Source organism: Actibacterium pelagium, assembly GCF_002285415.1.
Lineage (GTDB): Bacteria > Pseudomonadota > Alphaproteobacteria > Rhodobacterales > Rhodobacteraceae > Actibacterium_B > Actibacterium_B pelagium.
Genome location: NZ_NSBU01000006.1, coordinates 96,127 through 119,459, shown reverse-complemented (window position 1 = coordinate 119,459; position 23,333 = coordinate 96,127). Strand labels below are relative to the sequence as shown.

The following is a 23,333-nucleotide window of genomic DNA, read 5'->3' as shown; positions in this document are numbered from 1 at the left end:
CAAACAGCGCTGGTGTAGGTTCAATCCTTTTTGGAGCAACGCTTTCTTGCTCGGTTGCAACCGGAATGAGGACATGTTGATACATGCCGCACCCCAAAAGCCAATCTTGGGTGTGGGAGGTGGCACAGGTTGGCGCCACCTCCGAAGTATTTAGGCGCTGCGGTAAAGCTTGGTCATCGAGAACTCGCGATGTCCCAGAGCCTCGGCAGCGGTATAACGGCCGTTGGCCGTGCGGCGGATCATCTCGATCAGCGCATCACCGGCCTCGTCGATGGTCTGCTCGCGGCGCAGGATGCCTGACACGTCAAGATCGACGTGCTCACCCATAGTCCGGACAGTGCGGGGGTTCGCGGTGATCTTGATGACCGGCACGATCGGGTTACCGACCACGTTACCCTGCCCGGTTGGGAAGGTGTGGATGACAGCGCCACCCGCAGCCATCAGTGTCACGCATTCCGCAGCAGCCGACGACGAGTCCATGAAGTACAGACCGTTGCCGGATTGGGGCGCTTCGGCCGCGTCCAGAATATCGATATATTGCGAGGTGCGACCGATCTTCTCCAGATTACCCAGGGCCTTTTCCTCGATGGTGGTCAGGCCACCTTCGATATTGCCCTTGGTCGGCTGGCTGTCCGACAGGTCATCAGTCTGATGCGCAAAGATTACGTCATCCTGATAGGCTTTCCACATCTTGTACCAGCGCTCGCCAACCTCTTCGTTGATGGCGCGTTTCTGACAGATGTGTTCGGCCCCGGTAATCTCTGAGGTCTCACCAAAGAAGCCGGTGATCCCTTCGGGCAGCAGCTTGTCGTACATGTTGCCGACGGTCGGGCAGGACCCAAGACCGGTGGTGGTGTCAGACTCACCACACTTGGTCGAAATCCACAACTCGTTCAGAGAACATTCCTCACGCTGGTATTCCGTGGCGAGATGGACAAACTCTTTCGCGGCCCAGCTTGCCTGGCGGATGGTCTCGAAGTCGCCTTTCTGCTCGATCGAGAATTCTGCGACCGGCTTGCCGGTCTCACGGATGCCGTCGGCGATCCGCTTCGTCCAACCCGGCTCGATCCCGATAACCACCACGGCAGCGACATTCGGGTTAGCCCCGGTTCCAATCATGGTACGGAAATGCAGGTCCAGATCCGCGCCGAATTGAAGGCGGCCATAAGCATGCGGCAGCGCAAGCGTGCCCTTGACGTTGTTGGCAACAGCCTCGCAGGCGGCGTTCGAGATATCGTCTACCGGCAGGATAATGACGTGGTTACGAACCCCGACGCGACCGTTTTCGCGGCGGTAGCCCTGAACGGTCATATTTTTGAAATCGAATGGCATCAGTCGCACTCCTTACCAGCGTTTGGTCTTGCAATTGTGGGTGTGCACGTGGCCGCCCTTGGGAATGTCGGCGATGATCTTGCCAATATCCTCGCCGTATTTGATTGCTGTATCGCCGTCCTTGAAATCTTTCAGAGCGATCTTGTGCCCGATCGGGACATCCGCGCCTGCGGTCAGGCGGAAAGTCGAGTTGTCGTGGGTGACGCAGACCAGCATATCGGTGCCTGCGGTCAGCCCTTCGACCACCACAACACCGACATTGTCGGCATGTTCGTGGACAAGAAGGTGCGGAATTTCAGCCATTTGTAGTCTCCTCAGGCTTCAGGTTTAAGAATGGTTTTCGGGGCCGCGACACGTCCGGCTTTAATGTCTGCAAAAGCCGAAGCGCCCTCTGACAGCGGGCGGGTTTCGACCCAGTCAAGGGCGCCCAAACGGCCATCAAACATGGCTTGGGCGGTGTCGCGAAAATCTTGTGCGGTGTAGGTATAGGTGCCGATGAAGGTGATCTCTTGCAGCGTCATGCGGCGGATATCGAGACCTCCGGTGTCTTCTCCCAGACCGATGTGTACGATGACACCACCGGGAGTCGCGATGGCCGAGGCCGTCGCGCGGGTCGCCGCATAGCCAACCGCATCTACCACCAGTGGATACTGGCCCTCAGCCGCCTTGGCGGCTGGCAGACCACAGGTCTTTTCAAGATAGGCGCGACGGGTCTCGTTTGGTTCAACGATCAGAACGTCATTAACGCCCATCGCCTTCAGCGCCAGCGCTGCAGCCAAGCCAATCGCGCCACCCCCAAGAACAATCGCTCGGCGGTCGTCTGACGGGTGCAGCGCCTCAACCCCAAGACGGACCGCATGCCAACTGACCGCCAAGGGCTCTGCCAAAGCGGCCTTTGCCAGAGAAAAGCCATCTGGAACGGTGACCAGATTGCTCTCTGGCATCCCGACGTAGTCAGCGAAGGCGCCTTCGCGCGGCGGCATGGAGATGATCTGACGCGTTGGACACAAGTTCTCGCGCTTCGACAGACAAGCCGAGCAAGTGCCACACGTCACCAATGGATTGATCGTGACCCGCGCGCCATCGCGAGAGCCACCAACAATCACTCCGGCAGCTTCGTGACCAAGGATAAGGGGCGCGGGGCGTCGGTCATCGTGCCCTAGAAAAGCATGCATATCAGAGCCACAAATCCCCACACTGTCGACACGGATCAAAACTTCACCCGTCTTCGGGTCCGGGGCCGCAACATCCCTGTAGGCCATTGATTGCGGACCGGTATAAACAAGCGCCTTCATTTTGCAGTGAACCCCCCATCCAGCATCATGATTTGTCCGGTCACATAGCGAGACGCATCCGAGCAAAGGAACAACAGAGGCCCATCAAGATCGTCATGTGCCCCGTTGCGGCCGATACAGGTTTGCGCCGCATTTCGGGCTGCGCGCACAGGGTCTGCAAAGACGGCTTCTGTTAACTCTGTCTCAAAGAAGCCCGGCGCGATGGCGTTGGCATTGACCCCATCACCAGACCAAGCCTCGGCCATGGCGCGGGTCATCTGGGCAACGCCACCCTTTGACGCGCCATATGGCAGTCCATCAGGGAAGGCCCGAAAGGACTGTAGCGAGGCAAAGTTGACGATCCGCCCCCACCCTTTGGCCCTCATCGGCGGCACGAAGGCCTGGCTCAGGAAGAACGGGGCGGACAGGTTGACCGCCAGCGTCGCACTCCAGATTTCGGGCGTCACCTCTTCTGCGGGTCTGCGCGGGTTTAGCCCGGCGGCATGGACCAGAATGTCCGGATTGCCAAAGGGAGATCGGATTTGCTGCGCCAACTCGGGCAATCCTGACAGTTCAGCAATGTCCCCGGCTACGGCCGCCGCTGCATCACCGACACTATTGGCCCAGTCCTCTAGCGCTTCGGCTCGGCGGGCGACGCCTACAACTTTGGCCCCGGCATTCGCCAGCACATTTGCTGCATGTCGCCCAAGGCCAGAACTGGCCCCGGTGACAAGGGCAACGCGCCCCTCAACGCTGAAAAGGTCGGAGTGCGCCACCAGTTATTCCCCTGCACTCAGAACGAAGTCTTCGTCGGGGAAGTATTTCTTCAGACGAATATCCGCTGTGCGGGCGTGACCTTCCATCCCTTCCAGTCGCGCGATCCGGGCGGTGGCTTCGGCAACCGATTTGGACCCTTCGCGGGTGGATCTCTGCCAAGTGACGATCTTCATGTACTTGTGAACACTTAGACCGCCGGTGTAGCTGGCCGCGCCAGAGGTTGGCAGCACGTGGTTTGTGCCGGACGCCTTGTCGCCAAATGCCACGGTGGTTTCTTCGCCCAAGAAAAGCGAACCGTAGCAGGACAGACGGCCCAGCCACCAATCCAGATCATCTGCCTGAACGGTCAGGTGTTCCGGTGCATATTCATCAGACGTAGCGGCCATTTCTTCACGATCACCGCACAGGATCACCTCGGCATAGTCACGCCACGCCGCGGTCGCGTTTTCGCGATTCACCTCGGGCAGAGAGTCGATCAGGGTCGGTACAAGGCGCATGACTTCTTCCGCAAGGGACCGATCATTGGTCACCAGCCAAACCGGAGAGTTATAGCCATGCTCCGCCTGACCAACGAGGTCTGCGGCGACCACCATCGGATCGGCGGTTTCGTCGGCAAGAACAAGGCTGTCGGTCGGCCCTGCGATCATGTCGATGCCAACACGGCCAAACAGCATACGCTTTGCCTCGGCCACGAACTGGTTGCCCGGACCAACAAGAATATTGGCCTTGGGCAGCCCGAAAAGGCCAAAGGTCATCGCAGCAACACCCTGCACACCGCCCATCGCCAGAATCTTATCCGCCCCACAGACATGCGCAGCATAGATGATCGCTGGATTGATCCCGACATCGGGACGTGGGGGCGAACAGGCGACGATATGCTTGCAACCCGCGACTTTCGCGGTGGTCACAGTCATGATCGCGCTGGCAATATGGCTGTAACGTCCGCCGGGCACATAGCAGCCCGCCGCATCCACCGGGATCGCCTTTTGTCCTGCAACGAAGCCCGGAACGATCTCGACTTCGAAGTCCTTGACCGTGCCCAGCTGCGCTTCGGCAAACTTTTTGACGTTGGCGTGGCTGAACTGAATGTCTTGCTTCAGCTTTTCCGGGACCAGTGCAGAAGCGGCCTTGATCGCCTCCGGGGACAGAAGGATTTCGCCTTCGTAATTGTCGAACTTCTTGGCATAGGCCAGCGCGGCCTCATCCCCGCCTGCCTCGATCTCATCCAGGATACCCCGAACGATCTTCTTGGTTTCCGAGGCATCGCTTTTCGAGGTCAGCGTCGCTTTCTTAAGGTATTCTCTCGGCATTTTCGGCTCCTAATTATGGATACCTTTCAAAAGAACGGTGGGGTTCGCCGAGACGCATGCGATGAAAAACGCCACGATCGAAAACACAGGCCGCTCCTTTTTCTGTAGGTGAGTCCCCGCGAACGTAAGCGCTTACATTTTATAATGCAAGCGCTTACATTGTGAGTCATGATAGAATCCGTTACAGCGGTCAGTGTCCCCCCAGCCAAGGGCGATAAAGCTAAGAAGATGATGATGAACGCACCGTCACAAAGAAACCGAGGCCAAGACAAGGCCGCCGAGTCCCCCACGCTGGAAGACGTGGCCGAGCGCTCTGGCGTCTCTACGGCGACCGTATCGCGCTGCCTGAACAACCCGTCGGTTGTTTCCGAGAAAACCCGGGCCCGCGTGATGGAGGCCGTCAAAGCCCTTGGCTATGCCCCCAATTTCGGCGCTCGTGCCCTTGCTGCGAAGCGCACGAACACGTTCGGGGCGATCATCCCCACCATGGAAAACGCGATTTTCGCACGTGGCCTTCAGGCCTTTCAGGAAGAGTTAGAGCGTAACGGGATCACCCTGTTGGTTGCCAGCTCTTCTTATCGGCCCGAATTAGAAGATAAGCAGATCCAAAGCTTGGTCGCGCGCGGCGCAGATGCACTTCTTCTTATTGGCCACGACCGAACGCCAGACACTTACGACTTTCTTGAAAAGCGGCAAATTCCCTATGTGATCGCTTGGGTTCACGACGACAACGAGGCCCGTATCTCGATCGGCTTCGACAATCGCAAGGCCATGAAGCTTCTGGCAGAAAGGGTTCTGGATCATGGGCATCAGTCGCTTGGACTGATTTCAGCTCAGCTAGAAGGCAATGACCGGGCGCGCCATCGACTTGAAGGGATACGGGACGCAATGAAAGAACGCGGACTGGACCCCTCCAAACTGCAGATTACCGAGACCCAATACACCATCTCTTGCGGCGCAGAGGCATTGGCCACCCTCTTACATTCTGACCCAAAGCCTACCGCTGTTCTGTGTGGCAACGATGTATTAGCTGCAGGCGCCCTGTTAGAGGCACGCAAACAGGGGCTGAGGGTGCCCCAAGACATCTCGATCACTGGATTCGATGATATCGAGATCGCCGAGATCGTCAGCCCTGCCCTGACCACAGTCCACGTCCCGCACAGCAACATGGGCGCCGGTGCCGCAAAGTTGCTTTTGGCGATGCGCAACGGCGAAGATGTCGAGCAAAGTGTGGAATTGGAAGCCACCGTCGTTGAGCGGGATTCCTTGGGCAACGCCCCAACCTAAACACGGTTCCCCCAGACTTCGGCTGTCACACACAACAGCTTTCTCCCAATGACAACATACGGCATCGCGAAGCCGTCGATAAAAAGGTTGGAACGTGGCGGTGCGATCCATCGCGGGACTCTCTTTCGGCCTTGTCCTATTGCCATCTGTAAAACCCTCTTTATTAAATTCTAAAACTGTCAAAATTCATTCGCAAAGGGACAGATCTGTGGCTGCAACCATCGCATTCCTGATGCTGCCCGACTTTGCCCTATTGTCGGCCTCATCCGCGATAGAGCCCCTTCGCGCCGCCAACGGGATCTCCGGCGAACATCTCTATGACATCTGCTATGTCTCGGCACAGGGCGGTTTGGTGCGCTCCTCATGCGGAGGGCTGTTCGAAACGATCCCGATGGCCGACCTGCCAGAAGACACACAGCAATTGTTCGTTGTGGCTGGCGGCAATCCATTTCAACTGAACACGCGAGCCGAGGCGGCATTTCTAAGGCAACGCGCCAGACATGGTTTGGCACTTGGCGGCATTTCGGGCGGGTCGATCATACTCGCCCGCGCAGGCCTTTTGGAAAACCGACGCTGCACTGTGCATTGGGAACACATGCAAGCCATGCGCGAAGAGTTTCCCGACCTGCTTCTGGAAAAACGCCTTTTCGTGTTGGATCGTGACCGGGCGACCTGCGCAGGTGGCATCGCACCGCTGGACATGATGCACGCGCTGATCAGGGCCGATCACGGTGCGGGACTGGCCGCCGCTGTCAGCGACTGGTTCATTCACACCCGGGTCCGCCTGGCGGACGAGGCGCAACGCCTTGCCGAAACCGAAGAGACCAGCCTGCATCCGGTCGTCGGCAACGTCCTGCGCCTGATGGATGACCATATCGCCGACCCTCTTTCGGTAGAGCAACTGGCAAGGCTTAGCGGTGTCAGCGCGCGCCAGTTGCAGCGCTATTTCCATGAAGACCTCAATTGCTCGGTCGTACAACACTACAGCCGTCTGCGCCTTGCCAAGGCAGACGAGTTGTTGCGCCAGACAAAGCTAAGCGTGGCCGAGATTTCCGAGGTCGTGGGCTTTTCAAACCAGTCCAACTTCGCCCGCGCCTTCCGTGAAGTTTACCACGTTTCTCCACGCAAGCGGCGGCAAGAAATCTAGGGTCTGGACAGGTTACGAAAATTCCTGACTGACTGAAGGGGGCCACCTGTGCCAAACTTAAGGCACTTTCAAACCCAAGCCCCCCCCTGAAGGTCCGGAGCGAACCATGCCTAAGTCCACCCGCTATCTTATCATCGGCGCTGGTATTCACGGCCTGTCCACTGCCACCCACTTGGCCCGGAAACTGAAGGCCGCCGGAACCGGGTCGGGCGAAGACATCCTAGTTATCGACAAGGCAGGTATTGCTGCCGGGGCGTCGGGCATCGCCTGCGGAGTTGTGCGCAACAATTATTTCCAACCGGCTATGCGAGAGCTGATGGCGCATTCAGTCGCACATTGGGAAGCCAACGCAAAGGCGTTCCAGTACAATCCGGTCGGCTATTTGCAGATATCGGCGGAATCGATGCGCGAAGATGTCGGCGCCATCTATCAGCAGCAGAAAGCCATCGGCTACGAGTCCGTGTTCATCGAAGGCGCCGCCGACAGCGACAAATACATGAAGGCTATGTTCAACGACTGGTCGGCGCAAAACATCACCTCTGTCCTGCATGAGAAGAAGGGCGGCTTTGCTCACAACGCACCTGCGGTCTATGCCCTGGCAACAATGGCAGAAGCCGAGGGCGTCACAATTCGATCAGGCATCACCGTGACCGGCTTCAAGTTTGCGAATAGCGCAACTTCGGCCGTGACCGGCGTGGAGACCAAAAAGGGTGATATTGACTGCGAATACGTGGTCGTGGCTGCGGGCCCTTGGGCACGTGATTTCTGGACCATGGCAGAGCTGCCCAAGAAGATTTCGATCAAGGGGACTGACGGCAAGATGCACGACGGCCTGCCCATGTGGACCTTCTGGCAGCTGGAAGAAGGCGTCCTGCGTGTTGATCCCGAACTGCTGCGAACCAATGACGGCAATCTGCCGCCGGTCATCCACGTGGACACCGACGCGCCACTATATTCCGACGCCGACGGCAGCCTGATTACTGAAGAGATGTGGGGCATCTATTACAAACCCGACACCAACTTTGGCGGCATTCAGGGTGGCGCGATGCCCTATCCGATCCACAAGGAGGCGGATGATTTGGCAATCGACCCCTATGGTCCGTCCTCTACAGAATTCGTGTCTTCGCCAGAGTTTGCCCATATGTGGGTCTCGGCGTTGGCGCATTGTCATTCGCGCTTCAAAGGAACCATGCCGCGCTATCATAAAGAGGCCTCGGGCGGCATTGGCTGCTTCACCCCGGACAGCTTCCCGGTCTTCGATGTGTTCCGCGAAAACATCTACATGATCGCTGACAGCAACCACGGCTACAAAATGATCGGTGTCGGCGAACTGGTCGCGCAAGAGATCATGGGTGAAACTTCGGCCCTGCTGGAACCCTTCCGTTTCTCTCGCTACGCCGAGGGCAAACTGCACCCTGTCTCAAACAGCCCCTACCCATGGAGCTGATCTGAGATCTTGAGGCTCGCGTTTGGACGGCAGCCCAACAGCAAACTGAAGGCCTCGACTGAACAACGGCCCGACCACCCCATCTGCGCAATATTCGGAAAAATGAAAGCCCTTCCATAAAATCTTTACAAACGAAAGCATTACGGCTTCTATTGAATGCACAAGCACATACGCGGAAGAAAACCGAAAGGATTTCGTGTGAAGCCGACCGATGTCTCCGATCCGGAGTTTTTTCACAAAGTCGTCGATTGCCAGTATGCCTGCCCGGCCCATACGCCTGTGCCCGCCTACATTCGGCTTATTGCCCAACAGAATTACACGGACGCTTACCTGATCAACTGGGAAAGCAATGTCTTCCCCGGCGTTCTGGGACGGACATGCGACCGCCCCTGCGAACCCGCCTGCCGCCGTGGCCGCGTCGAGGAAGAACCGGTCGCCATTTGCAGGCTGAAACGCGTTGCCGCAGATTTCAAGGACGACATCGCCGACCGCCTGCCCAAGGCGGGTAAGCCCAACGGTATGAAGGTGGCCTTGATCGGTGCAGGGCCTGCTTCGCTGACCGTGGCGCGCGATCTGGCGCCTTTGGGCTATGAAATTCACCTGTACGACGAACAACCCAAGGCGGGCGGGTTCATGCGCTCGCAAATCCCATCCTTCCGCCTGCCAGAGTCGGTTCTGGATGAAGAGATCGGCTATGTTCTTGATCTGGGCGTAACGCAGGTGTTCGACACTTACGTCGACAGCATGGCGGACCTGTTGTCCAAAGGGTACGACGCGGTTTTCGTTGGCAGCGGGGCACCCAAAGGGCGGGACCTGCCCAAGCTTGCGGGCCGGAAAGAGGCTGACGCAAATATTCACGTCGGTATCAACTGGCTGGCCAATGTCGCCTTTGAGCACATCGAGACGATCGGCAAGAAAGTGATCGTTCTGGGTGGCGGGAATACCGCAATGGATTGCTGTCGGACGGCGCGCCGTCTGGGCGCTGATGACGTCAAGGTCATCGTTCGCAGCCCCTTTGACGACATGAAAGCCAGCCCATGGGAAAAAGAAGATGCCATGCACGAGGGCATCCCGATTTTGGACAACCATGTGCCTTTGGAATTCGTGGTCGAGAAGGGCAAGCTGACAGGCATGCATTTCGACAAGGTCGAACCGGTCTATCACGACGACGGACGCCGTGAGCTGGTCTCGACCGGTGAAGATCCGGTGTTCGTGCCCTGCGACGACGTGCTGGTCGCCATCGGTCAGGAAAACGCCTTTCCCTGGATCGAGAAATCGACTGGCATCCGCTTCACCAGTTGGGGCACGCCGATCATCAATGATGACAAAACCTTCCAATCGACCCGGAAAGAGGTTTTCTTTGGCGGGGACTCGGCCTTTGGTCCGGCGAATATCATCACCGCAGTGGCACACGGCCATCAGGCGGCGGTGTCGATCGACCTGTACTGTCAGGGCAAGAAAATCTCTGACCGCCCTGCTCCCAACGTGACCCTGATCAGTCAGAAGATGGGGATCCACGAATGGAGCTATGACTCGATCCCTATCACGGACGAACGCAAAATCGTTCCGCTGGTAGAGTTGGATCAGGCGCTAAGTGATCGGTCCCTTGAGGTCGAGTTAGGCTTTGATCCAGAAACCGCCTTTATCGAAGCAGAACGATGTCTGAACTGCGATGCTCAGACGGTGTTCACAGCCGACAGCTGTATCGAGTGTGATGCCTGTACCGATATCTGCCCGACCAGTTGCATCAACTTCATCCAGAACGCACCAGAAGATGACCTACGACAGAAATTGGCGGTTCCGGCGGACAACCTTGAACAGCCGCTTTACGTCTCTGGCACGCTGGAAACCGGCAAGGTCATGGTGAAAGACGAAGACGTCTGCCTGCACTGCGGCCTGTGCGCCGAACGCTGCCCGACCGCCGCATGGGACATGCAGATGTTCTTCTACAACACAACGAAGGCGACGCCCAAATTGGTGAAACAACGATGAAACAGATTAAAGGTATCAACGATTTCGTCGTGAAATTCGCCAATGTGAACGGCACCGGGTCAGCCTCGGCCAACCACCTTTTCGCCAAGGCGATTTTCCGGATGGGCATCCCCGTCAGCCCGCGCAACATCTTCCCGTCGAATATTCAGGGCCTGCCCACATGGTACGAGGTTCGGGTCAGCTCGAAAGGGTATCTGGGCCGTCGTGGCGGTGTGGACCTGATGGTTTGTGTGAACCCTCAGACAATGGCTGACGACGTGGCCAGCGTTCAGCCAGGCGGCTATTTCCTGTATGACAACACCAAACCCCTCGCCCAGAACCTGAAGCGCGACGACATCAGCTATTTCGGCATTCCGCTGACCGAGATGTGCATGCGCGAGTTCAAGGCCCCCCGTCTACAGCAACTTCTGAAAAACGTGGTCTATGTAGGCGCGCTGGCGGCGCTGCTGGACATCAAGTTTTCGATCCTGAAAGACCTTTTGGGCGACCAATTCAAAGGCAAGGAAAAGCTGATCTCGCCGAATGTGCACGCACTTGAGATGGGGTATCAATTCGCCAGTGAGAATTTCAAATGCCCGCTGCCGATCCGATTAGAGCAAGGGGGCAACGTCGCGCCGCACATTCTGGAAAGCGACCACATTCTGATGAACGGCAACACCGCTGCGGCCCTTGGGGCGATCTATGGCGGGGCAACGGTGGCCGCGTGGTATCCGATCACGCCATCGACCTCTGTCGTTGACGCCTTCTCGCAATATGCAGAGCGGATGCGGATCGACGCCGGGACTGGCAAAAAGAACTTCGCCATCATTCAGGCAGAGGACGAACTGGCCGCCATGGGCATGGTCATCGGTGCGGGCTGGAACGGCGCGCGCGCGTTTACGGCAACCTCAGGCCCCGGCCTGTCGCTGATGTCGGAATTTCTGGGTCTTGCCTATTTCGCCGAAGTCCCTGCAGTGCTGATCGACGTCCAGCGCTCTGGCCCATCGACCGGCATGCCAACCCGTAGCCAGCAATCCGACATTCTGGCCGCAGCCTATGCCAGCCACGGCGACACCAAACACGTACTGCTGTTCCCCGCCACCCCGCGCGAATGCTTCGACATGACCGTGCAGGCCTTTGACCTGTCGGAACAGCTGCAGACCCCGATCATCCTGATGACAGACCTTGATCTGGGTATGAACGACTGGATGTCGCCGCCGCTGGAATGGGACGACAGCTATCAGATGGACCGCGGTAAAGTGCTGGACGCAAAAGGTCTGGACGAGGCAGAAAACTGGGGGCGCTACCTTGACGTGGACGGCGATGGCATCTGCTATCGCACTTTGCCCGGCGCCCACCCTGACAAAGGGGCTTTCTTTACTCGCGGATCGTCCAAGAACGAGATGGCCGTCTATTCCGAGAAGGGCGAGGACTATGTCCAGAATGTCGACCGCCTGCTGCGGAAGTTCGAGACCGCCAAGTCCTATGTCCCGGAACCCAAGACGCACCCGCCGATCGAGGTGAAGAAACCCAAGACCAAGCTAAAGCTGGGCGCACTGTTCTTTGGCACGTCAGCCTCGCCTGCCTATGAGGCGGTCGAGATGCTGGCACCCGAGGGCTATCCGATCGACACGATGCGGATCCGGGCCTTCCCGTTCCATGAAAGCCTTGAGACGTTCATCCATGATCACGATATGATCTTCGTGATCGAACAGAACCGCGACGGCCAGATGCGGCAGCTGATTATGAACGAGTGTCATATCGCGCCCGATAAGCTGCACTCTGTCCTGAACTATTCCGGCACCCCGATCACCGCACGCGACATCGCTGCGCAGATCAGGGAAGCCTTGAACACCAAGGGGGCTGACGTCATCGCCCTGCGTCCGGAGACTGCCTGATGTCTTACATTAAACCCAAATTCCGCCACCCAAAGCTGCCCACGAACGCGCTTGGCTATACGGTTGCCGATTACGACGGGTCGATCTCGACCTTATGCGCGGGTTGTGGGCATGACAGCATCTCTGCCGCGATCCGGAACGCCTGTTTCCTGTCTTCCATCCAACCGCACCGGATCGCAAAGATGTCCGGGATTGGCTGTTCATCGAAAACACCCACCTATTTCCTTGGCAAAAGCCATGGGTTCAATTCTGTCCATGGGCGGATGCCTTCGGTTGCGACGGGGGCGAGCGTGGCAAATCGTGACCTGACCTATATCGGCATCTCGGGGGACGGTGATACGGCCTCGATTGGGATGGGGCAGTTCATCCACCTGATCCGCCGAAACGTGAATATGACCTATATCGTTGCCAACAACGGCTGCTACGGTCTGACCAAGGGACAGGACAGTGCAACGACCGACCTTGGTTCAATCAGCAAGATCGGGTTTGAAAACCCGTTTGACGGGATTGATCTGGCCAGTCTTGCGCTTTTGCAGGGGGCCAGCTTTGTCGGGCGCAGTTTCTCGGGTGACAAAGACCAGTTGGTGCCGCTGATCCGGGCGGCCATGGCCCACAAGGGGTTTGCGTTTATTGATGTCGTGTCCCCTTGCGTGACCTTTGCAAACCATGCCGGTGCCAGCAAAAGCTATTCCGCGACGCGCGAAAACATAGATCCAATGCCGCTGGACTTCGTTCCGATGCGTGAAGAAATCCGCACCCAATATGACGCCGGAACATCTCAGGCTGTCACGCTGCACGACGGTTCGGTCATCCACCTGCACAAGGCCAGTTCGGACTATGCTGCCAATGACCGTCAGGCCGCGCTGTCAGAGGTTCAAACCGCGAATGCCGAGGGCAAGATCCTGACCGGGCTTCTGTATCTTGATCCGGATTCTCAGAACCTGACCCACACTCTGCAACTGGCGACACGGCCCTTGAACGAGCTTGGCAAGAACGAGCTTTGCCCGGGCAGCCACGTTTTGAACAGCATCAACGAGGGGCTGCGGTAACGGCCCCTTACACTGCTTGCGGCTCTTGCAACTTGCCCGACAAAAGCGCAGCCAGCGCAACCATGATAGCGGCGGTGCCCAACACCATGGCAAGCCCACCGATCTGATAGGTCAGGCCTGACAGCAGCGTTCCCAGCAAGCGCCCACCCGCGTTCGCCATGTAGTAAAAGCCTACGTCCATTGTCACCCGCTCTGACTTTGTAAAAGCGAGGATCAGGTAGGAATGCAGCGAAGAGTTCACTGCAAACAGCGCCCCAAAGGCCAGCAGCCCAACCACCAGCGTTACGGTCAGCCAAGTCTGTGGCGCGGGGGACAACATGGTCGCCAAGGCCAGAAGAGCAGGCACCACGAACAAAGCCCAAGCCCACATGCGGGCCGCTCGGATCAACGCCCCTTCGCTTCGGTCCTTCGCCCGCAGGATACGTGGCGCGTTGGCCTGCACGACACCGTAAAGAATGATCCATCCGGCCATAAACGTGCCGATCATGAAAAAGGCTGCGCGGTTACTCGCTTCGCTCCCGTCCGACAGGACCGCATAGAAATAGATCGGGATGCCGACAACAAACCAAACATCGCGCGCGCCGAACAAGAACACCCGTGCCGCGGACAGCCAGTTGACGTTTAGCGACTTCGAGAAGACTTCGGAAAACTTTGCACCTTTGCGGCCCCTAGGCAGGCCCGGCGGCATGGCAATGGAGATGGCCACCAGAATAGCGGCTAGAACGCCCGCCATCACCCAGACAGCCCAGTCAAATCCAAGGGTCGCCAGCAGCGCCGCGCCCAACAGGAAGCCCACCCCTTTGACCGCGTTTTTAGAGCCGGTCAGTGCGGCAACCCATTTGAACAGCCCGCCATCCTCGGTCGGGGCCAGAAGTTTGACCGCCGACTTGGACGACATCTTGGCCAGATCCTTGGCAACCCCCGAGGCCCCCTGCACGATCATCACATAGGCCACCGACACACTCACAGCCCAGCTTGGGTCAAGCTGCGCCAGCGCGGCCAGCGCCAGTACCTGCAACCCCAAACCGGCATAAAGCGTGGAGGTCAGCCCGAACCGCGCGGCTATCCAGCCCGCCGACAGGTTGGTGACCATGCCCGCGACCTCGTACAGGATGAACAGATAGGCCAGTTGCACCGGGCTGAAGCCCAAGGTGTGAAAATGCAGCAGGACCAGCATCCGCAACGCACCATCCGTCAACATGAACGCCCAATAGGCGGCGGTGACGGCGATATAGGCAGAAAAGCCCTCGGGGCGGTGGCTCACAGGGAGGCTCCTACTTTCAGGGCGACGTCGACCAGACGGTGGGCATAACCCATCTCATTGTCGTACCAGGCATAGATTTTCACCTGCGTGCCATTCACCACCATGGTCGAAGGCGCGTCGACGATCGAAGAGCGTACATCGTTGGTGTAATCGGTCGAAACGAGCGGACGGGTCTCATAGCCCAGAATGCCCTTCAACGGCCCTTCAGCGGCGGCTTTGAACATGGCGTTCACTTCTTCCACCGCCGTCTCACGCTCGACCTCGAACACGCAGTCGGTCAGCGAAGCATTCAGCAGCGGCACGCGCACGGCATGGCCATTCAGACGCCCCTTCAGCTCTGGGTAAATCAATGTGATCGCGGTGGCGCTGCCCGTGGTGGTTGGGATCAGCGAATTCAACGCAGAGCGTGCGCGACGCAGGTCTTTGGCCGGGCGGTCAACAATGGTTTGGGTGTTGGTCACATCATGGATCGTCGTCATCGATCCATGCTTGATGCCCAGGCCTTCGTGGATGACCTTGACCACCGGGGCAAGGCAGTTGGTCGTGCAGGACGCGGCTGTGACGATCTGGTGTACGGCCGGGTCATAGGTCTCTTCATTCACGCCCATTACGATATTGGCCGTGGGGCCATCCTTGACCGGGGCCGAAACGACAACCTTCTTAACCCCAGCCGCGAAATAGGGGGCCAGCTTGGCTTCGGTCTTGAAGACGCCGGTACAGTCGATCACCACGTCCACGCCTTCTAGCGGAAGGTCGTTCAGGTCACGGGTGCCGATGAAGGGGATGCTGGTACCATTGATCGTGACGCTTTCGTCATCATACGAAAACTCTGCGTCCCAACGACCATGCACCGTGTCAAACTCTAGCAAGTGCGCGTGCATCTCGGGGTCGCCGACGGCGTCATTGATCCAAGCAATTTTTGCCCCCCGCTCAAGCAACGGTTTCAGCGCCAGTTTTCCCATCCGGCCCAGGCCATTCAGTGCATAGGTTGTCATTTGGTGGTCCTTTTATTGGCGGCCGATGTCGTCAACGGCGGTTTGCAGGGCGCTGCGGTCAAGCGTGTTAAGTTGAAGGGCGGTAAATGCCTGAATTCTGTTTTTCAGGGCGCCGTATGCCTGTTGGAAGGCAAGGCTTTTCTGCGCAGCGGTGCCTTCGGCTTTGACCGGGTCAGGCATGCCCCAGTGGCCGCTGATTGGTTGACCATCCCAAGCGGGGCAGTCCTCATTCGCGGCTTGATTGCAGACGGTAAAAACAAAATCCAGATGCGGGGCGTCGGGACCAAAGAACTCTGACACATTCTTGGAACGCAGGCGCGAGACATCGTGGCCCTTTGTTTTCAGGACATCGACTGCGATGGGGTTCAGCTCTGAAAATGGCTTGGACCCGGCAGAGAAGGCATTGAACCGTCCCCCGGCTGTGTCGCGCAAAAGCGTTTCGGCAAAGATCGAACGCGCCGAGTTTCCTGTGCAGATAAACAGGACGTTGTACTTTCGGCTTGCCATTGGCGCGGGATCGTCAGCTGCGTTCGGCGCACTCAAAACATCGGGGCGGCCGCGCCCGCAGTCGAGCAACAGAAAGTCGAAGGTTTCTCGAACAACATCGGTTTCGACAGAATACAGCAGCGAGGTGCCAGACCGGGTTTGTTTGATAAGACCCGCTTTCGACAGCGCGGCAAGGTAGCTGGAAAGAGTACTTGGCTTCAGCCCCAGCACCTCGGCAATTTCGCCGGCGGGCAATCTGTCCGGGTACCGACGCATAAGCAGCCGGAACAAGGCCAAGCGCTGTGGGTGGCCAAGAATTGTCAGGCGTTTGGCAATCTCTATTTCCATATTTCCTGAATATTCGAAATAAGGTGGATTGCACGTGAAACTTTTGTAACGGCAGGCCTATTCTTTGCCGGCAGTCACCAAATCGACGAGTTGTACGACACTTGGCCCGACCGAAGCGACAATCTTCGCGACGCCCTGCGCATTGGGGTGAATGCCATCCGGTTGCAAACTTGGCGTGACCTCGGCGGGGGTTTCCCCCAAAGCGCCAAGGAAGCTTTCCACCAAAAGCGTGCCGTATTGCTGTGACAACTCTGGATACATCGTGTCGAAAGCCCGCTTATAAGCCGGCCCGAAATTGCCCGGCGCCTGCATTCCGATCATCAAAACCGGCAAATTCTGCGCTTGGGCTTTCTGTAAAATCCCTTCCAGATTGGTGCGGCTTACGGCTGGATCAATCCCACGAAGGAAATCGTTTCCGCCAAGCGTGACGATCAGCGCATCGACCTCTGGCGTCAGGGTCCAGTCGATCCGCGCCAGCCCACCGGCCGTGGTGTCCCCCGAAACACCGGCGTTGATCATTTGCACCTCGGACCCGTTGGCGTTCAGCCAGTTTTCCAATTGTGGGACAAAGCCCTGTTCTTGCGGCAGGCCATACCCCTGTGTCAGGCTGTCACCCAGTGCCGCGATCACAACCGGCTCTGCGACCGCTGGCGATCCAATGCCCATCGCAAGAACAATGCCGCCCAAGACCTTGCCCATGCTCGTGCGGAGCCCATATCGAGTTAAAGACACCAAAGAGAAGAAACGTTTCATGTCGGAACCGATACTTTCGCTAAATGACATTGGGTTGACCCTTGCAGGCAATGCAGGCGCGGTCGAAATCTTGCACAACATCTCGCTTAATGTCGAACGCGGAGAGACTTTGGGTCTGGTGGGTCCGTCCGGATCTGGCAAGTCTTCTCTCCTTATGCTCATGGGTGGGCTCGAACGCGCGACCTCTGGTCAGGTAACCGCTTTGGGTCATGACCTGTCGGCCCTTGGCGAAGACGCGCTGGCCCGTTTCCGCAGAGAGCATATGGGGGTGGTGTTCCAGTCTTTCCACCTGATCCCGACAATGACCGCGTTGGAAAATGTTGCCACGCCGTTGGAGCTGGCAGGTCATGCAGACGCATTCGACCGCGCCGAGGCCGAGTTGAAGGCCGTCGGGCTAGAGGCCCGGATCGGCCACTACCCGGGACAGATGTCCGGTGGCGAACAGCAACGCGTGGCTCTGGCCCGCGCGGCAGCGACAAGACCCGATATCCTGCTGGCGGATGAGCCGACCGGAAACCTTGATGGCGCGAATGGGGCTGCGATCATGGATCTGCTATTCGGACTACGTGATCGTCACGGATCAACTCTTGTGCTGGTGACCCATGCTCAGGACCTGGCGAACCGCTGTGACCGCGTCGTGCGGCTTGAAGACGGGCGGATCGTTGAGGACAGCGCCAGAAAGGCCGCCGAATGACGTTGCCAATGTCGGTACGCCTTGCTCGGCGCGAGTTGCGCGGCGGGCTGCGCGGGTTCTACGTCTTGCTGGTCTGCCTTGCGTTAGGCGTCGCTGCTATTGCGGCGGTCGGAACCGTGCGTGAAAGCATCGCGCGGGGCCTGCAAGAGGAAGGCGCTGTTCTGCTTGGCGGTGATGCCTTGCTGCAATTCACGTATCGACAGGCAGATGAAACCGAGCGTGCCTGGATGGCCGAGAACGCCCTGCAAGCCTCGGAAGTATTCGATTTCCGGTCGATGGTGGTTGTTGGCGAGGAACGTGCGCTAACGCAAATCAAGGCTGTCGATGACCTGTATCCGATTTACGGAGAGGTCGAGCTGGAACCAGCGATCCCGCTCGAACAGGCCCTGGCCGGGAACGGCGCAGCGCTTGCCCGGGTCTTGGCAGATCGCTTGGGCCTGACAATTGGCGACACCTTTTTCCTTGGTGAGAAAGAATACCATCTGACAGCGGTCCTGAACCGCGTTCCTGATGATGCGGGTGGTGGGTTTGGGCTTGGGCCGCCGACCCTTCTTAAAGCCGAAGCTCTTGATGGATCAGGCTTGCTGCAACTCGGCACGTTGTTTGAAACCGAATACCGCCTGTCCCTGCCAGACGGTACCGACTTGGCCGCACTGCAGGCCGAGGCGACCAACCTGTTTCGCGACAAGGGCGTGCGCTGGCGCGACAGTCGAAATGGCGCTCCGGGGTTACGGGTGTTCGTCGACCGATTAAGTTCTTTCCTTGTGCTCGTTGGCCTTGCAGGCCTTGCCGTTGGCGGGATCGGCGTGGCCGCCGCCGTTCGCAGCTATCTGGAAGCCAAGACAGAGGTCATCGCGACCCTGAAAACGCTTGGCGCAGAAAGCCGAACCATCTTCTGGGCCTACCTGATGCAAATTGGGGTTCTGTCCCTGTTCGGCATCCTACTGGGTGTTGCCCTTGGCGCGATGGTGCCGATTGCAATGGCCCCGCTGATCGAAGATCAACTGCCCCTGCCCGCGCGGGTCGCCATCTATCCGACCCCGCTGATCGAGGCGACATTATATGGCGCGCTGACTGCCCTTCTCTTCACCTTATGGCCACTTGCCCGCACGCAAGAGGTGCGCGCCGCGAGCCTGTTCCGAGATGCTGTTTCACCGATCCGCGCCATCCCACACCCTCGGTTGTTGCTGGCAATGACCGTCGTGCTGGCGCTTCTGGTGGGGCTGTCTGCCTACCTGTCTGGCATCCCGCGGTTGGCTATCTGGGCGGCTATCGGCATCGCTGGCGCATTGGCAGCCTTGGCCGTGGTGGCCATGGTGGCGCGTTGGCTGTCGCGACGGCTCGCCCTGCTCCGCGCGGTGCGCGGGCGCACGGCGTTGCGGCTGGCGCTCGGCTCTGTCGGGGGGCCGGGCGGAGAGGCCGTGTCGGTTGTACTGTCTCTTGGTTTGGGCCTGTCGGTGCTTGCCGCCGTCGGGCAGATCGACTCGAACCTGCGCGCCTCAATCGCCGACGAGTTGCCCGCCGTGGCGCCAAGCTATTTCATCGTTGATATCCAGAACGACCAGCTTCCGGGCCTGCTGGATCGGACCACGAACGACCCTCAGGTCTCGCGTGTTGAAACTGCTCCGATGCTGCGGGGTATTATTACACGGATCAATGATATCCCCGCGCGCGAAGCCGCCGGAAACCATTGGGTGCTAGAAGGCGACCGGGGCGTGACTTATTCGGCCAAACCCACCGAAAACACCGTGATCACCGCAGGCGAGTGGTGGGCTGAAGATTACGCCGGTCCACCACAGATGAGCTTTGCAGCGGAAGAGGCCGCTGAGATGGGGCTGAAGTTGGGGGATATGGTCACCGTCAATATCCTTGGCCGGGACATCACAGCCCAGATCACCAGCTTCCGCGAAGTGGATTTCTCGACCGCGGGTATCGGGTTCATCCTGTCTTTGAATCCGGCGGCTTTGGCCGGTGCCCCGCACACACATATCGCGACGGTCTATGCCGAGGAAGAAGCCGAAGCACCCTTGCTGCGCGATCTGGCCAAAGCCTATCCGAACGTCACCGCCATCCACGTGCGCGACGCGATCACGCGCGTTTCAGACGTTCTGGCGGGGCTAGCGACGGCGATCACCTATGGCGCTTTGGCGACGCTGGTCACCGGTGGCTTTGTTCTAATCGGAGCAGCCGCGGCCGGGACACGCCTAAGGACTTTTGAGGCGGCCGTTCTTAAAACCATTGGTGCTGTGCGCAGCCAAATATTGCTGTCATTTGCCTATCGTTCGGCCTTGCTTGGTCTGGCGGCGGGCTTGGTCGCTGTAGCCGTCGGGGCGGTGGCAGGCTGGGCCGTGATGACCCGGGTCATGCATGTCGATTACAGCTTCGAGCCCGTCTCGGCCCTGCTGATCGTCAGCGGCGGTGTTCTGGCAACACTGCTGGCTGGTCTGGCCTTCGTCTGGGGGCCAATGACAGCGCGACCGGCGCAGGTGTTGCGGGCCAAAGAATAAAACCCGAATGCAGTCCCTCAGCGGGGCTGCACCTTATCAACGACGCATGCTCTGTCCGTTATGGAACAGGTGCACCTTTGCTGGGGCCGCCGTCATGCGTACCGTTTTGCCACGCAGTTCCTTGTGAATGCCGGGAAGCTTGGCGATCAGCCCTTCCTGACCCTGTTCGCTTTCAAAGTAGAGCAATGTCACCTCGCCCAAAGCCTCGGTGATATCGACGCGGGCCTCAAAGATCGCATTGCCGTCAGTTTCCACCAAATCTTCGGGGCGAACGCCAATATTCACGGTCTTACCCATGTCGGCGTCTATCGTTGGAATGGCCGAAACAGCCACCCCACCGTCGTCTAGTGTGACGGTGGTCTGTTCGCCGGTCCCGGTGATCTTCCCCGGCAGCAAGTTCATGGAGGGAGAACCGATGAACTGGGCCACAAACTCATTTTCAGGGCGTTCGTACAGGTCCAGTGGCGTGCCAACCTGCGCGATGCCTTTGTTGGCCAAGACCACGATACGGCTGGCAAGGGTCATCGCCTCGACCTGATCATGTGTCACGTAGATCATTGTGCGATCCGGCATCGCCTCTTTCAGACGGGCGATCTCGATCCGGGTTGCCACACGCAGTGCCGCGTCAAGGTTCGAAAGCGGCTCGTCGAACAGGTAAACCTTGGGGTCGCGGACAATCGAACGCCCGATCGCCACCCTTTGACGTTGCCCGCCAGACAGGGCCTTGGGCAGACGGTCCAGATAGTCTTCCAACTGCAGAACCTTAGCCGCTTTGTTCACTGCCTCTTCAATCTCGGCTTGCGGTTTCTTGGCGATCTTCAGTGCAAAAGACATGTTCTCGCGCACGGTCATATGAGGGTAAAGCGCATAGGTCTGGAACACCATCGCGATCCCACGTTGCGCGGGCGGAATGTCATTCATGACTTGACCGTCGATGGTCAGTTCTCCGCCGGTGATCTGCTCAAGGCCCGCGATCATACGCAAAAGCGTGGACTTACCACAGCCAGACGGACCGACGAAAACGATCAGCTCTCCGGGTTCGATATCGAGATTGATGTCCTTCAGAACATTGACGCTGCCGCCATAGGTTTTTTCGATGCCACGAAGCTTAAGTCCAGCCATAGTCTTACCCTGCCTCTTTCACTGCGATGCAATATTGCCAAGGGCCAAGCGAGACCTTGCCCCCTTCAGGTTCCGCCGCGCCATCCAAACTGGTGGCGGCATTTGCCCAAGCGCCAGCCGGAAGATCCGCCGTCACAGCAGCGCCGCCTAGGTTGAACGCACAGAAGACCGTCTTCTCCCCGTCATCGCGTAGGAATGTCAGCAAATCCCCGTCGGCTTTCATATCGTTTTGAAGACCGGTCATCAGCGCCAGATGGGCGTGCCGCAATGCAATCACCTTACGATAGTGATGCAGTATCGCATCCGCGTCGGCCTCTTGCCGATCTACGGCCATGGCCGCTTGGTCCGGGCTGACTGGCAGCCACGGCTTTTCGGCCCCAAATCCGGCGCTTTCGGCCTGCGCCTGCCAAACCATCGGCGTGCGGCAACCATCGCGCCCTTTGAACTCGGGCCAGAACTCGATCCCGTATGGGTCTTGCAGGTCTTCGAAGGCGACATCAGCCTCACGCAGGCCAAGTTCTTCCCCCTGATAAAGACAGGCCGATCCGCGCATGGTCATCATCAGGGTGACATAGGCAGGAAGCGCCTCGTCAGGCAGGTCCCAGCGAGAGGCATGACGCACAACGTCATGGTTCGAAAACGCCCAGCACGGCCAGCCGTCAGGCGCCTCTGTCGCCAACCGATCAAAGACCTCTTTCACCCAAGAGGCTGTCGCGCGGCGGCCTTCCAGAAACTCAAAGGCATAACACATGTGCATGCGCTTATCGCCCTCGGTGTACTCCCCCATGATCTGCAGGCCGCGCTGTGCATCGCCGACCTCTCCAAGGCAGGCCCGGGCGTCATATTCGTCGGTCAGCGCGCGCAGGCGCTCAAGGAACGCAAGGTTCTCGGGCTGGCTTTTGGAATACAGGTGGTACTGGTGGTTATAGGGGTTCACCATCGGCGCGATCGTGCTGTTGCGCTCCTCTATCGGCAGGGCCGGATTGTCGCGAAGTTCCTTGTCGTGGAAGTAAAAGTTGATCGTATCAAGACGGAAGCCATCCACACCGCGATCCAGCCAGAAACGGGCCACATCCAGCAGCGCTTCCTGCACATCCGGGCAATGGAAGTTCAGATCGGGCTGCGAGGTCAGGAAGTTGTGCAGATAGTACTGCAGACGGCGGCTGTCCCATTGCCAGGCGGACCCACCAAAGATCGACAACCAGTTGTTCGGGGGCGTTCCGTCCGCTTTTGGGTCGGCCCAAACATACCAGTCCGACTTGTCATTCTCTTTGTCGGCGCGGCTTTCGACGAACCATGGGTGCTGGTCCGAGGTATGCGACATCACCAGATCGATCATCACCTTCAGACCCAGCCCATGAGCCTTGTCCAGCAACGCGTCGAAATCCGCCAAAGTGCCGAACATCGGATCGACATCGCGATAGTCGCTGACGTCATAACCGAAGTCCTTCATCGGTGACTTGAAGAAAGGCGAAATCCAGATCGCATCCACTCCAAGCGAGGCGACGTAATCCAACCGCTGCGTGATGCCTCGCAGATCTCCGATACCGTCGCCATTGCTGTCCTGGAAGCTGCGCGGGTAGATCTGGTAGATCACCCCACCCTGCCACCATTCAGGCTTTTGGCCGACCGCCATCGCGGGTTTTGAAGAAGTCTGAGCATTCATTAGACT

The 23,333-nt window shown here is 58.5% G+C and carries 19 protein-coding genes; 8 read left to right on the top strand and 11 right to left on the bottom strand.

Features of this window, described 5'->3' with window-relative positions:
- Window positions 1-150: 150 nt before the first annotated feature.
- The 5 genes from CLM58_RS07475 to hisD are packed head-to-tail and all read right to left on the bottom strand — an operon-like array spanning window position 151 to window position 4,693.
- The gene (locus CLM58_RS07475) at window positions 151-1,332 is read right to left on the bottom strand and encodes a UxaA family hydrolase (RefSeq protein WP_095595318.1); all 1,182 of its coding nucleotides are present in this window, start codon (window positions 1,330-1,332) and stop codon (window positions 151-153) included.
- A gap of 12 nt (window positions 1,333-1,344) precedes the next feature.
- Window positions 1,345-1,635 carry a UxaA family hydrolase gene (locus CLM58_RS07470; RefSeq protein WP_095595317.1) on the bottom strand — a complete coding sequence of 97 codons (291 nt, stop codon included), beginning with the start codon at window positions 1,633-1,635 and terminating at the stop codon, window positions 1,345-1,347.
- An 11-nt stretch (window positions 1,636-1,646) separates the two neighbouring features.
- Complete coding sequence (locus tag CLM58_RS07465; RefSeq protein ID WP_095595316.1) at window positions 1,647-2,627, bottom strand: alcohol dehydrogenase catalytic domain-containing protein; 981 nt, start codon at window positions 2,625-2,627, stop codon at window positions 1,647-1,649.
- Window positions 2,624-3,382 carry an SDR family NAD(P)-dependent oxidoreductase gene (locus CLM58_RS07460; protein ID WP_095595315.1) on the bottom strand — a complete coding sequence of 253 codons (759 nt, stop codon included), beginning with the start codon at window positions 3,380-3,382 and terminating at the stop codon, window positions 2,624-2,626. The genes CLM58_RS07465 and CLM58_RS07460 overlap by 4 nt, the downstream gene beginning before the upstream one ends.
- 3 nt (window positions 3,383-3,385) lie before the next feature.
- Window positions 3,386-4,693 (bottom strand): histidinol dehydrogenase, encoded by a 1,308-nt coding sequence (hisD, locus tag CLM58_RS07455; RefSeq protein WP_095595314.1) that lies wholly within the window; start codon window positions 4,691-4,693, stop codon window positions 3,386-3,388.
- Between the two features lie 231 nt (window positions 4,694-4,924).
- Between hisD and CLM58_RS07450 the strand changes: the two genes are divergently transcribed.
- The 6 genes from CLM58_RS07450 to CLM58_RS07425 all read left to right on the top strand — a co-directional run bounded on the left by CLM58_RS07450 (window position 4,925) and on the right by CLM58_RS07425 (window position 13,492).
- A complete protein-coding gene (locus tag CLM58_RS07450; RefSeq protein WP_373286818.1) occupies window positions 4,925-5,980 on the top strand; it encodes a LacI family DNA-binding transcriptional regulator in 1,056 nt (351 codons plus the stop codon).
- 208 nt (window positions 5,981-6,188) lie between these two features.
- Window positions 6,189-7,127: a GlxA family transcriptional regulator gene (locus tag CLM58_RS07445; protein ID WP_229666230.1), complete on the top strand. Its 939-nt coding sequence runs from the start codon at window positions 6,189-6,191 to the stop codon at window positions 7,125-7,127.
- A gap of 106 nt (window positions 7,128-7,233) precedes the next feature.
- Window positions 7,234-8,574: an NAD(P)/FAD-dependent oxidoreductase gene (locus tag CLM58_RS07440; protein ID WP_095595313.1), complete on the top strand. Its 1,341-nt coding sequence runs from the start codon at window positions 7,234-7,236 to the stop codon at window positions 8,572-8,574.
- Window positions 8,575-8,772: 198 nt separating this feature from the next.
- Complete coding sequence (locus tag CLM58_RS07435; RefSeq protein WP_095595312.1) at window positions 8,773-10,566, top strand: FAD-dependent oxidoreductase; 1,794 nt, start codon at window positions 8,773-8,775, stop codon at window positions 10,564-10,566.
- Complete coding sequence (locus tag CLM58_RS07430; protein WP_095595311.1) at window positions 10,563-12,443, top strand: 2-oxoacid:acceptor oxidoreductase subunit alpha; 1,881 nt, start codon at window positions 10,563-10,565, stop codon at window positions 12,441-12,443. The genes CLM58_RS07435 and CLM58_RS07430 overlap by 4 nt, the downstream gene beginning before the upstream one ends.
- Entirely contained in the window at window positions 12,443-13,492 is a 1,050-nt protein-coding gene (locus CLM58_RS07425) for a 2-oxoacid:ferredoxin oxidoreductase subunit beta (protein WP_095595310.1), read from the top strand. Before CLM58_RS07430 ends, CLM58_RS07425 begins: the two co-directional genes overlap by 1 nt.
- A gap of 7 nt (window positions 13,493-13,499) precedes the next feature.
- On the opposite strand, the gene arsJ is transcribed toward CLM58_RS07425, so the two are convergent.
- Genes arsJ through CLM58_RS07405 form a run of 4 tightly spaced genes read right to left on the bottom strand, consistent with a single transcriptional unit; the run spans window position 13,500 to window position 17,284 of the window.
- Window positions 13,500-14,756, bottom strand: a complete 1,257-nt coding sequence (arsJ, locus tag CLM58_RS07420) for an organoarsenical effux MFS transporter ArsJ (protein ID WP_095595309.1) — start codon at window positions 14,754-14,756, stop codon at window positions 13,500-13,502.
- On the bottom strand, window positions 14,753-15,751 hold the full coding sequence (locus tag CLM58_RS07415) for an ArsJ-associated glyceraldehyde-3-phosphate dehydrogenase (RefSeq protein WP_095595308.1): 999 nt from the start codon (window positions 15,749-15,751) through the stop codon (window positions 14,753-14,755). The genes arsJ and CLM58_RS07415 overlap by 4 nt, the downstream gene beginning before the upstream one ends.
- Window positions 15,752-15,763: 12 nt before the next feature.
- Window positions 15,764-16,585, bottom strand: a complete 822-nt coding sequence (locus CLM58_RS07410) for a metalloregulator ArsR/SmtB family transcription factor (RefSeq protein ID WP_095595307.1) — start codon at window positions 16,583-16,585, stop codon at window positions 15,764-15,766.
- Between the two features lie 57 nt (window positions 16,586-16,642).
- Window positions 16,643-17,284: an arylesterase gene (locus tag CLM58_RS07405; RefSeq protein ID WP_188720558.1), complete on the bottom strand. Its 642-nt coding sequence runs from the start codon at window positions 17,282-17,284 to the stop codon at window positions 16,643-16,645.
- 52 nt (window positions 17,285-17,336) lie between these two features.
- Between CLM58_RS07405 and CLM58_RS07400 the strand changes: the two genes are divergently transcribed.
- Together CLM58_RS07400 and CLM58_RS07395 are read left to right on the top strand one after the other, a co-directional pair.
- Complete coding sequence (locus CLM58_RS07400; RefSeq protein ID WP_095595306.1) at window positions 17,337-18,032, top strand: ABC transporter ATP-binding protein; 696 nt, start codon at window positions 17,337-17,339, stop codon at window positions 18,030-18,032.
- Complete coding sequence (locus CLM58_RS07395; protein ID WP_095595305.1) at window positions 18,029-20,539, top strand: ABC transporter permease; 2,511 nt, start codon at window positions 18,029-18,031, stop codon at window positions 20,537-20,539. The genes CLM58_RS07400 and CLM58_RS07395 overlap by 4 nt, the downstream gene beginning before the upstream one ends.
- Window positions 20,540-20,575: 36 nt before the next feature.
- Here CLM58_RS07395 and CLM58_RS07390 read toward each other — a convergent pair whose 3' ends face one another.
- Both CLM58_RS07390 and CLM58_RS07385 read right to left on the bottom strand, forming a co-directional pair.
- The gene (locus CLM58_RS07390; protein WP_095595304.1) at window positions 20,576-21,661 is read right to left on the bottom strand and encodes an ABC transporter ATP-binding protein; all 1,086 of its coding nucleotides are present in this window, start codon (window positions 21,659-21,661) and stop codon (window positions 20,576-20,578) included.
- 4 nt (window positions 21,662-21,665) lie between these two features.
- On the bottom strand, window positions 21,666-23,327 hold the full coding sequence (locus CLM58_RS07385; RefSeq protein WP_095595303.1) for an alpha-amylase family glycosyl hydrolase: 1,662 nt from the start codon (window positions 23,325-23,327) through the stop codon (window positions 21,666-21,668).
- Window positions 23,328-23,333: the final 6 nt, after the last annotated feature.

Coding starts and splice junctions, on each gene's coding strand:
- CLM58_RS07405 (WP_188720558.1), bottom strand. CDS start 17,284: ATGGGCAAGGTCTTGGGCGGCATTGTTCTTGCGATGGGCATTGGATCG.
- CLM58_RS07425 (WP_095595310.1), top strand. CDS start 12,443: ATGTCTTACATTAAACCCAAATTCCGCCACCCAAAGCTGCCCACGAAC.
- CLM58_RS07470 (WP_095595317.1), bottom strand. CDS start 1,635: ATGGCTGAAATTCCGCACCTTCTTGTCCACGAACATGCCGACAATGTC.
- CLM58_RS07400 (WP_095595306.1), top strand. CDS start 17,337: ATGTCGGAACCGATACTTTCGCTAAATGACATTGGGTTGACCCTTGCA.
- CLM58_RS07415 (WP_095595308.1), bottom strand. CDS start 15,751: ATGACAACCTATGCACTGAATGGCCTGGGCCGGATGGGAAAACTGGCG.
- hisD (WP_095595314.1), bottom strand. CDS start 4,693: ATGCCGAGAGAATACCTTAAGAAAGCGACGCTGACCTCGAAAAGCGAT.
- CLM58_RS07390 (WP_095595304.1), bottom strand. CDS start 21,661: ATGGCTGGACTTAAGCTTCGTGGCATCGAAAAAACCTATGGCGGCAGC.
- CLM58_RS07410 (WP_095595307.1), bottom strand. CDS start 16,585: ATGGAAATAGAGATTGCCAAACGCCTGACAATTCTTGGCCACCCACAG.
- CLM58_RS07465 (WP_095595316.1), bottom strand. CDS start 2,627: ATGAAGGCGCTTGTTTATACCGGTCCGCAATCAATGGCCTACAGGGAT.
- CLM58_RS07430 (WP_095595311.1), top strand. CDS start 10,563: ATGAAACAGATTAAAGGTATCAACGATTTCGTCGTGAAATTCGCCAAT.
- CLM58_RS07475 (WP_095595318.1), bottom strand. CDS start 1,332: ATGCCATTCGATTTCAAAAATATGACCGTTCAGGGCTACCGCCGCGAA.
- CLM58_RS07440 (WP_095595313.1), top strand. CDS start 7,234: ATGCCTAAGTCCACCCGCTATCTTATCATCGGCGCTGGTATTCACGGC.
- CLM58_RS07395 (WP_095595305.1), top strand. CDS start 18,029: ATGACGTTGCCAATGTCGGTACGCCTTGCTCGGCGCGAGTTGCGCGGC.
- CLM58_RS07385 (WP_095595303.1), bottom strand. CDS start 23,327: ATGAATGCTCAGACTTCTTCAAAACCCGCGATGGCGGTCGGCCAAAAG.
- CLM58_RS07450 (WP_373286818.1), top strand. CDS start 4,925: ATGATGAACGCACCGTCACAAAGAAACCGAGGCCAAGACAAGGCCGCC.